The sequence below is a fragment of the Arthrobacter agilis genome, assembly GCF_002953615.1.
In the GTDB taxonomy this organism is placed as follows: Bacteria; Actinomycetota; Actinomycetes; order Actinomycetales; family Micrococcaceae; genus Arthrobacter_D; species Arthrobacter_D agilis_B.
Window position 1 is genome coordinate 202,307 of the sequence record NZ_CP024915.1, and the last position, 9,392, is coordinate 211,698.

The following is a 9,392-nucleotide window of genomic DNA, read 5'->3' on the forward strand; positions in this document are numbered from 1 at the left end:
AGGTAGTCGGCGGCGTCCTCGTGCGAGAGGCCCGTCGCCTCGAGCAGATCCACGACGAGCGGGCGGAGGAGGAGCACGAGGCCCTCGCCCTCGAGCCGGCTGATGTTGAGCGTGGCGGGGTGGAGGTCGGTGGCGACGGCCGCCAGGTCGTTGCGTGCCTGCCGCAGGTTGAGGCGCCGCTCGGCGGAGTCCCGGGCGGACAGCGCGCGGGACAGGACGTCGACGGCGTCCGCCGTGTCCTCCAGTGACTGGCCGAGGGCCTCGATGGCCTCGTCGGTCAGGGCGGCATGGTTGATCGCGGAGGTCAGCCGGCGGGAGAAGACACGGCTGTTGCGGATGGCGAGGTCGATCGACTCCACGGCGCTCCGCAGGGACCCGAGCTCATCGCGGTGCCGCCGGTAGGCGGGGGAGATGCGGGCGACCTCCTGCGCCGCCTTCATGCTGCCGGTCAGGCTGTCGAGCTGGGCCTGGCAGCTCCGGGCCCGGACCAGCGCATGCCACGCCAGGGTCGAATCGCTCGTGCGGAGTGCGGAGGCGCTCTCGCGGAGCACCCCGGACAGCTCACCCAGGAGGCCGCGGACGTTCGTCTTCGGCTCGCGGCGGGGATCACGTGGCAGCAGCATGGTGATCACCAGCGCGAAGAGGCCGCCCACGATGGCGTCGACACTGCGGGTGAACGGTCCCCCCTGCGGCGCCGGGAGCAGTACGACGAGCAGGGACTGCAGCCCGAGCTGGGTGGTGAAGATGGTGCCGCTGTCCAGGAAGCGGGCCAGCAGGATCGAGATGAACAGGACGACCGCGGCCTGCCAGAGCCCGGTGCCGAAGAAGGTCAGCAGGAGGTCGCCCACCGAGATGCCGAGCGTGCAGCCGATCGCCACCTCGAGCACCCGGCGGATGCGCGGATCGCGCGAGAAACCCAAGGAGATCATCGACGAGGTCGCAGCGAACAGCGGTCCGTTGTGCCCGAGGACCTCTTCCGCGAAGGCGTAGGCCCCGACCGCGCACACCGTCATCTGCACGGCGGCCACCACCGACCCGGAACTGCGCTTGAGTCCCGTGCGGGAGCGTTTACGCAGGAAGCCGAGGGCGGCGGAGACTCCCTGGCGCGGCGGCATGCCCCCAGTCTAGGAGGTGCATCGAAGCGAGACGTTCGTCTCATTCACCGGTACGAACCGGCCACGCAGGTCAATGGCCCTACGCTGTTCACCTTCCGTTCATGTCGCTTGGTCAGTCTCGTTACCTGCACTGCCTAGCTTCGAGGATGTACAAGAACGCGTACATCTCTACCGAGTGCCTCTCGTGCACCGATGAATACATCCCTGGAAGGGGCAAAATTTCGTGAAGGCTCTTCGCTTTGGCCGCGCTGCGGCAGTTATCTCCGTAGCCGCGCTGGCGCTGACCGCTTGTGGTTCCGACAACGCCACCGGCGAGCCCGCTGCTGAGGGACCCGCGTCCTCCGCCGCCGGCACCGCGGTGTCCGGAACCCTCACCGGCATCGGCGCCTCGTCGCAGAACTCTGCGATGGAGGCCTGGAAGGCCGGTTTCGAGTCCGCCAACCAGGGCGCCATGGTGCAGTACTCCCCGGACGGATCCGGTGCGGGCCGCAAGGCCTTCCTGAGCGGCGGCGCGCAGTTCGCCGGCTCGGACGCCTACCTCAAGGACGAAGAGATGACCCAGGCCATGGAGGTCTGCGGCCCTGACGGCGCCATCAACATCCCGGCCTACATCTCGCCGATCGCCATCGCCTTCAACCTCGAGGGCGTCACCGAGCTGAACCTCGACGCACCCACCATCGCGCAGATCTTCGGCAAGAAGATCACCACCTGGAACGATCCCGCGATCGCGGCCCAGAACGAGGGCGTCGAGCTCCCCGACACCCCCATCACCGTCGTGCACCGCTCGGACGAGTCCGGCACCACGGAGAACTTCGTCGACTACCTCGCCGCCGCGGCGCCCGAGGACTGGACCTACGAGGTCAGCGGCGCCTGGCCCGCAGAACTGCAGTCCGAGAACGCCAAGGGCACCTCGGGTGTCGTCCAGACGGTCACCTCCACCGACGGCGCCATCACCTACGCCGACGCCTCCGCCGTGGGAGACCTCGGCAAGGCCAAGGTCAAGGTCGGCGAGGAGTACACGGAACTCAGCTCCGACGCGGCCGCCAAGGCCGTCGAGGTCGCCACCCCGGTCGAGGGTCGCCCCGAGACCGACATGTCCCTCGAGCTCGAGCGCGACACCACCGAGTCCGGCGCCTACCCCGTCGTCCTGGTCAGCTACCACGTGTACTGCACCTCCTACGACAGCCAGGAGACCGTCGACCTCGTGAAGGCGTTCGGCTCCTACGTCATCAGCGAGGAAGGCCAGGCGGAGGCCGAGGCCTCCGCCGGCAACGCCCCGCTGTCCGCGTCGCTCAGCGAGAAGGCCAAGGCCTCGATCGAATCGATCAAGGTCGCCTCCTAGCGAGGCATCCCGGTCCCGTCTGGTCTAATAAAGACCGGGCGGGACCGTCCGCCGTTCACGGCTGGCATCAGCAGTGACGCCCCGTCGGCCCATCACCGGGCCGTCACTGCAAACGAAATCGACCGCCCTGGAAGGCAGAGACGTGTCAACCAATACGCTGAAAGCGACGACAGATCGAGGCCGCGCAGGCGACCGGATCTTCTCGGGAATCTCCCTCACGGCCGGCGTCCTGATCCTGGCAGTGCTCTTCAGCGTCGCCGTGTTCCTGCTGGTGCAGGCAGCACCGACCTTCACTGCCGACCCCACCGAGATCACCGGCGGCAACGGCTTCGCCGCGTACATCCTGCCGATCGTCATCGGCACCGTCATCGCCGCGGTCATCGCGCTGGTCATCGCGACACCCATCGGTATCGCGGTCGCCCTCTTCATCTCGCACTATGCGCCGCGCCGCCTCGCACGGGCCTTCGGGTACGTCATCGACCTGCTCGCGGCCATCCCCTCGGTGATCTACGGCGCCTGGGGCTACATCGTCCTCGCGCCGCAGCTCGCCAAGGGCTACACGTGGCTCGCCGAGAACCTCGGCTGGATCCCGATCTTCGCCGGACCGGCCAGCCAGACCGGCAAGACCATGCTCACCGCCGGCATCGTGCTCGCAGTCATGGTGATCCCCATCATCACGTCGCTCAGCCGGGAGATCTTCCTGCAGACACCGAACCTCCACGAGGAGGCGGCGCTCGCGATGGGCGCCACGCGCTGGGAGATGGTGCGCATGGCCGTCCTGCCGTTCGCACGCCCCGGCATCATCAGCGCCACCATGCTCGGCCTCGGCCGCGCCCTCGGCGAGACCATGGCCGTGGCCCTGGTCCTCTCGCCGGGCGCGCTCGTCGCGAGCCTCGTGAAGACGGGCAACCAGACGATCGCGGCCGAGATCGCCCTGAACTTCCCGGAGGCCTTCGGCCTGCGCCTCAACGAGCTGATCGCGGCGGGCCTCGTGCTCTTCGTCATCACGCTGATCGTCAACATGATCGCCCGCTTCATCATCACCCGGCACAAAGAATTCTCGGGAGCTAACTAAATGGCAGCGAACCAGACCCTGCAGCGTCGCCAGTCCCAGCTCACGCGCGGGCACCTCCCCTCCTACGCCGTGTGGGTGGTCCTCGCGGCCGCCGTCATCCTCGGTGCGGCGCTCTCCTCCCTGATCGGGTTCAGCGTCGTCGGCTGGGCGGTCATCTCGGCGATCGTCTTCGTCCTCGCCGCCACCCTCGTCACGGCCGTCGCGGAGGGCGAGCGCAAGGCGAAGGACCGGCTCGTCACCTTCCTCGTGTACGGGGCCTTCCTGATCGCGCTGCTGCCCCTCGTCTCGGTCCTCTGGACCGTCCTCGAGCGCGGCGTCCCGGGCCTCAGCTACAACTTCCTGTTCACGTCCATGAACGGCGTCACCGGGGCCGTGGACAACCAGGCCGTGGAGAACGGTACGCCCGTGCTGGGCGGCGCCTACCACGCCGTCCTCGGCACGCTGCAGATCACGCTCTGGGCGACGCTCATCTCCGTGCCCATCGGCCTGCTCACCGCCGTCTACCTGGTCGAGTACGGTGCCGGCAAGAACCTCACCAAGGCGATCACCTTCTTCGTGGACGTGATGACCGGCATCCCGTCGATCGTGGCCGGCCTGTTCGCCGCCGCGCTGTTCGCGCTCCTGTTCGGACCGGGCACCCGTACGGGGTTCGTCGCGGCCGTCGCCCTGTCCGTCCTCATGATCCCCGTGGTGGTCCGGTCCACCGAGGAGATGCTGAAGATCGTCCCGAACGAACTCCGCGAGGCGTCCTACGCCCTCGGCGTGCGCAAGTGGCGCACCATCACCAACGTGGTGATCCCGACGGCGATCTCCGGTATCGCCTCCGGCGTAACCCTCTCGATCGCCCGCGTGATCGGGGAGACCGCCCCTATCCTTGTAACGGCGGGATTCGCCAGCTCCATCAACTGGAACGTCTTCAGCGGCTGGATGAGCACGCTCCCCACCTTCATCTACTACCAGATTCTCACGCCGACCTCCCCGACGGCGCCCGATCCGAGTACACAGCGCGCCTGGGCCGCAGCGCTCCTGCTGATCCTCATGGTGATGCTCCTGAACCTGGTCGCCCGGTTCGTCGCCCGCATGTTCGCCCCCAAGACCAGCCGCTAAGCGCCAGCGGTACCTCACCCGAAGGAAGCAATGTCCAAGCGAATCGACGTCAAGGACCTCAACGTCTACTACAGCAAGTTCCTTGCGGTGGAGGACGTCAACATCAACATCGAAGCCCGTTCCGTCACGGCGTTCATCGGTCCCTCCGGCTGCGGCAAGTCCACCTTCCTCCGTACCCTGAACCGCATGCACGAGGTCATCCCCGGCGCGCGGGTCGAGGGCGAGGTGCTGCTCGACGGCGACAACCTGTACGACGCGGCCGTGGACCCGGTCACCGTGCGCGGGCAGATCGGCATGGTCTTCCAGCGGCCCAACCCGTTCCCCACCATGTCCATCCGCGACAACGTGCTGGCCGGCGTGAAGCTCAACAACAAGCGCATGAGCAAATCGGATGCCGACGACCTCGTGGAGAAGTCGCTCAGCGGCGCCAACCTGTGGAACGAGGTCAAGGACCGCCTCGGCCGGCCCGGATCCGGCCTGTCCGGCGGCCAGCAGCAGCGCCTGTGCATCGCCCGCGCCATCGCGGTGTCGCCCCAGGTGATCCTGATGGACGAGCCCTGTTCGGCACTGGATCCCATCTCCACGCTGGCCATTGAGGACCTGATCAACGAGCTCAAGGCCGACTACACCGTGGTGATCGTGACGCACAACATGCAGCAGGCAGCGCGTGTGTCGGACAAGACGGCGTTCTTCAACATCGCCGGCACCGGCAAGCCGGGCAAGCTCATCGAGTACGACGACACCACCACGATCTTCAACAAGCCCTCGATCAAGGCGACGGAGGACTACGTCTCCGGTCGCTTCGGATAGCGGGAACCGCCCGGGCGGGCGATCGACGGCGACGACGGCGGCTCCCACGGGGCCGCCGTCGTCGTTCCCCCTCCCTGTGCAGGGAGTCCAGGCGCGGTGCCCCTGTCTCCGGCGCATCGGCGGGGGGCCCGGCAGGGAACGCGGCCTCCCGCACGGCGCGGGCCGCGCCGATTACAGCAGCGGGCTGAGCGCCAGGAAGAACACGGCTCCCAGCAGCGCGGTGACCGGTGCGGTCCAGAGCCAGACCGCGAGGATGCGCACCACGCGGGGCCGCTGGACGGACGCGAAGCGCTGGTTGGCGCCGGCTCCGACGATCGCGGACGTCATCGTGTGCGTGCTCGAGAGCGGGAAGTGCAGCGAGATGGCGCCGATGAACAGCATCGCCGAGCTGACGCCCTGTGCCGTCATGCCGCGCAGCGGGTCGATGTGGACCAGCCGGTTGCCGAGGGTGTGCGTGATGCGCCAGCCGCCGAACAGGGAGCCGCATGCCAGCAGCACGGCGGCGAAGAGCTGGACCCACAGGGGCATGTCGGATCCGCTCGCGTACCCCGAGCCAACGAGTGCCAGCAGGATGACGGCCATGGTCCGCTGGCCGTCCTGCAGCCCGTGCCCGAGCGCGAAGGCCCCTGCCAGCACCGACTGCGCCATGCGGTTGCCGCGGTTCACCTTCGCGGGGGACCCGTGCCGCAGCAGCCAGGTCGCCGGGAACACCGCGGCGTACGCCAGGAGGTAGGCGACGACCGGCGACAGGACGAGGGGCAGGACGATCTGCAGCAACAGTGTCTCACCGGCCCCGCTCATCGCCGGGCCCCTCACCAGCTGCGACGCCGCACCCGCGCCGATGATGCCGCCGAGCAACGCGTGGGTCGACGACGACGGCTTGCCCCGGTACCAGGTGAACACGCCCCAGCTGCCGGCCGCGAGCAGGGCGGCGACGAGGATGCCGAGGCCCGTCGGGCCCGGCGGGAGACCGATGCCCGCATCCGTGAAGAAGAGCGCGAGGGAGGTGCTGAGCAGCGCGCCCACCAGATTGAAGAAGGCGGCGAGCAGGACGGCGACGGTCGGGGTGAGCGCCCGGGTCCGCACGGCGGTCGCCACGGAGTTCGAGACGTCGTGGAAGCCGTTGAGGAAGGCGAAGCCGCCTGCGGCGGCGACCACCACACCGAGGAGGAGGGGTTCCACCTACGATTCCTTGACGAGGATGGTGCCCACCTGGGTGGCGACCCTCCGGATGTCCTTGGTGACGTCGACGAGCTGGTTCGCCACGTCGCGGTGCCGCGCATAAACGAGGGGCTTGTGGTCGTTCAGGAGTTCGGCGCACCAGCTGCGGTGCGTGCGCTCGGCGCGCCGGGCCAGCCGGAGGATCTCGATCCAGTACTCCTCGAGGTCCTCCATGGAATTCAGGCGCTGCATGGCGACGGCGGTGAGTTCGGCCTGCCGGTTGATGACCTCGAGCTGGTCGGCGGCCCGCTGGCTCAGCTTGCTCAGCTTGTACAGGGCGATGAGTTCCCCGGCGCCGTCGAGTTTCTCGATGGCCTCGTTGAGGAGCCGGGACAGCGCGTAGAGGTCCTCGCGGGGGAGCGGATTGATGAAGGACGTCCGCATGGACGTCAGGAGGGCGAAGTGCAGATCGGTCGATGCCGATTCGTGCTGGTGCAGCTCCTCCGACAGGCGGTCGTACTCCGAGGTGGGGGCGCCGAGGATGGCGGACATCGTCCCGACGCCGAGCACGAGCTGCCGGGCCATGCGGGAGAGGAGTTCGAGGCCAGCGTTCTCCTCGGGGAAGAGGCGTAGTTTCACGGAGTCTTCCTCGGAGGATATGAAGGAGTCAGCGGTCCGGCCGAAGCCGTACCGGGTACTGAAGGGCAAAGTAGTGGCGCCGAACCGGGAGCGCCTCTCGGCGGAAGGCCGCTCGAAGCGGCTGAGTGTTGAAGCCCGGGGGTTCCACGGTCCGACGCCGTGTTAAGTCTTGCCCTCCCCGGAGCCGCTGTCAACATCGCCGGCGGCAGGAGGTTCAGTCGAGCTCTCCGCGCCGCCAGGATGCCGCCGCGTGCTCGAGATCCTCCGCGGTCTTGATGAGCTGGTGCGAATTGCGCGTCAGCTTCGACGCGTGGGGGCCGTTGGCCAGCTCGGCGTCGTCCGCGTGGTTCGCCTGACCGAGGGCGACGACGCGGCAGAACGCGGCGAACCGCTCGAGCGCGACGTCGAACTCGCCCTCGAACGCCCCGGAGAGGATGGTGTTCGCCATGGTGGTCATCTCCGTGGCACCGGGCGGCTCGGCGACACCGGCGACGACCTTGGAGACCTGGGCCACCTCCTTGCCCGAGGCGAAGTAGGCGGCGATGCGCTCGGGGTTCTGCTGCGTGGCTGCGCGGAGCGCGTACAGGCGCCAGAGCGCTCCCGGCAGGGACCGGGCGGGGCTCTCCGCCCACATCTCCGCGATGGCCTCGAGGCCCTGCTGGTCGGCGAGCTCGACGAGGCGGCGCGTCACGTCGGGATCCTCGGCGTCGCGCCCGTGGTGCACCAGCGCATGAGCGGCCATGTGCGCCGCCTCGGACACGCGCGAGGGATCGACCCCACCCGCGAAAACCTCGAAGTCCGCGGGAGCGAATGGCTTCGGCTTGTGGGGCCGCGGGCTGTTGTTGGTGTATTCGCCGTCCATGGAACGAGGATACTCCTGCGGAAATTCGGGCCGGAAGGCAGGGCTGCCGCGCGGTCCCCGGGGCAGGATCGATTGCGATAAAGTTAGCGGGTCATCGCGCCTGCACGGCGGCATCCTCGGATCCGTCGGGCGGGCAGGTGTGGCGGGCCCTTAGCTCAGTTGGCTAGAGCAACGGACTTTTAATCCGTGGGTCGTGGGTTCGAGCCCCACAGGGCCCACCTGTGCACGACGGAAGGACCCCGGGAACGCATCCCGGGGTCCTTCCGTCGTCTATCCGGCGAGCTCGTGGACCACGAACGCCGTGAGGAAGCCGAGCGCTGCGATCAGTCCCGTGAGCATGTGCTGCCGCTCGAACGCCTCGGGGATCATGGTGTCGGCCACCATCGCGAGGATCGCCCCGGCGGCGATGGCCGTGATGAAGGCGACCGTCACGCCCGAGGCTCCCGCCAGTAGCGAGTACCCGGCGAGGGCCGAGAGTCCCGAGGCCAGCGCGATGCCGCCCCACAGCCCGAAGACATAGCGGGGACCGCGCCCCGCGTTCTTCATCCCGGCGGTGCTCGAGAGCCCCTCGGGGACGTTCGAGATGAAGATCGCGACCAGCACGGCCGGGTTCACGGCGCCGCCCGCCACGAGTCCGAGCCCGAGGACCACCGATTCCGGGATGCCGTCGAGCAGCGCCCCGAGCGCGATGGCGTTGCCGCTGCCGGCGTCCTCGCTCTCGGAGGGCTGCTGGCCGCCCGAACGCTTGCGGTGCTGGGCGCCCTGCCGGGCCAGGAGGGCATTCGCTCCGACGTACACCACTGCTCCCACGAGGAAGCCGAGGGCCGTGGGTACCAACCCGCCCGTCTCCTGCGCCTCGCCGACGAGTTCGAAGGCGAGGGCCGAGATCAGCACTCCCGCGCCGAAGGCCATGACGAAGGACACGACCCGCGGCGGCACGTTCCACCGCCAGGCGATGGCCGACCCCACGAGCAGGGCCCCACCGGCGACAGCACCCCATGTGAAGGCCTGCAGCCACAGCGGCACGGGTGCCTCCTTCCGGTGCACACGGCACGACGACGAAAAACCTGGCCCAGCCTGACACAGGGCGCGGACCGGCGCACGGAAGGCCCGGACGGAAGAGGGCATTGACTCATCGGCGTCGCTCGTCTGCACTGGTAGGAGGAGCAACCCGACGACGGGTCAGGTGACCGGCGCGGGCCCGCTGCACGAGAGCAGGAGGAATCCCTTGGACGTCGCTGCCATCACCGGAAGCCTGGCCGCCTGCGCCGTCATGGCGGT

Annotated in this window: 9 protein-coding genes and 1 tRNA gene; 5 read left to right on the top strand and 5 right to left on the bottom strand. The window is 68.6% G+C overall.

The genetic code is table 11. The features are described from left to right. Positions 1-1,115 (bottom strand): FUSC family protein (locus tag CVO76_RS00985; RefSeq protein ID WP_208741656.1); only part of this gene is annotated, 1,115 nt, incomplete at its 3' end. A gap of 223 nt (positions 1,116-1,338) precedes the next feature. On the opposite strand from CVO76_RS00985, the gene pstS reads away from it, so the two are divergent. The 4 genes from pstS (at position 1,339) to pstB (ending at position 5,449) form a co-directional block, all read left to right on the top strand. Continuing rightward, entirely contained in the window at positions 1,339-2,457 is a 1,119-nt protein-coding gene (gene pstS / locus CVO76_RS00990; RefSeq protein ID WP_133080104.1) for a phosphate ABC transporter substrate-binding protein PstS, read from the top strand. A 142-nt stretch (positions 2,458-2,599) separates the two neighbouring features. Continuing rightward, on the top strand, positions 2,600-3,532 hold the full coding sequence (gene pstC, locus CVO76_RS00995; protein WP_133080105.1) for a phosphate ABC transporter permease subunit PstC: 933 nt from the start codon (positions 2,600-2,602) through the stop codon (positions 3,530-3,532). Then, positions 3,533-4,639, top strand: a complete 1,107-nt coding sequence (gene pstA / locus CVO76_RS01000) for a phosphate ABC transporter permease PstA (protein WP_208740371.1) — start codon at positions 3,533-3,535, stop codon at positions 4,637-4,639. A 30-nt stretch (positions 4,640-4,669) separates the two neighbouring features. Next, entirely contained in the window at positions 4,670-5,449 is a 780-nt protein-coding gene (pstB, locus tag CVO76_RS01005; RefSeq protein ID WP_133080107.1) for a phosphate ABC transporter ATP-binding protein PstB, read from the top strand. Between the two features lie 171 nt (positions 5,450-5,620). Here pstB and CVO76_RS01010 read toward each other — a convergent pair whose 3' ends face one another. The 3 genes from CVO76_RS01010 to CVO76_RS01020 form a co-directional block, all read right to left on the bottom strand. Next, complete coding sequence (locus CVO76_RS01010; protein WP_133080108.1) at positions 5,621-6,631, bottom strand: inorganic phosphate transporter; 1,011 nt, start codon at positions 6,629-6,631, stop codon at positions 5,621-5,623. Continuing rightward, positions 6,632-7,249 (bottom strand): DUF47 domain-containing protein, encoded by a 618-nt coding sequence (locus CVO76_RS01015; RefSeq protein ID WP_133080109.1) that lies wholly within the window; start codon positions 7,247-7,249, stop codon positions 6,632-6,634. Between the two features lie 214 nt (positions 7,250-7,463). Further along, positions 7,464-8,111 (bottom strand): hypothetical protein, encoded by a 648-nt coding sequence (locus CVO76_RS01020; RefSeq protein WP_133080110.1) that lies wholly within the window; start codon positions 8,109-8,111, stop codon positions 7,464-7,466. Positions 8,112-8,255: 144 nt separating this feature from the next. Here CVO76_RS01020 and CVO76_RS01025 point away from each other — a divergent pair. Then, positions 8,256-8,329: transfer RNA gene (locus CVO76_RS01025), tRNA-Lys, on the top strand. 52 nt (positions 8,330-8,381) lie between these two features. On the opposite strand, the gene CVO76_RS01030 is transcribed toward CVO76_RS01025, so the two are convergent. Then, complete coding sequence (locus CVO76_RS01030) at positions 8,382-9,137, bottom strand: ZIP family metal transporter (protein ID WP_133080111.1); 756 nt, start codon at positions 9,135-9,137, stop codon at positions 8,382-8,384. Positions 9,138-9,392: the final 255 nt, after the last annotated feature.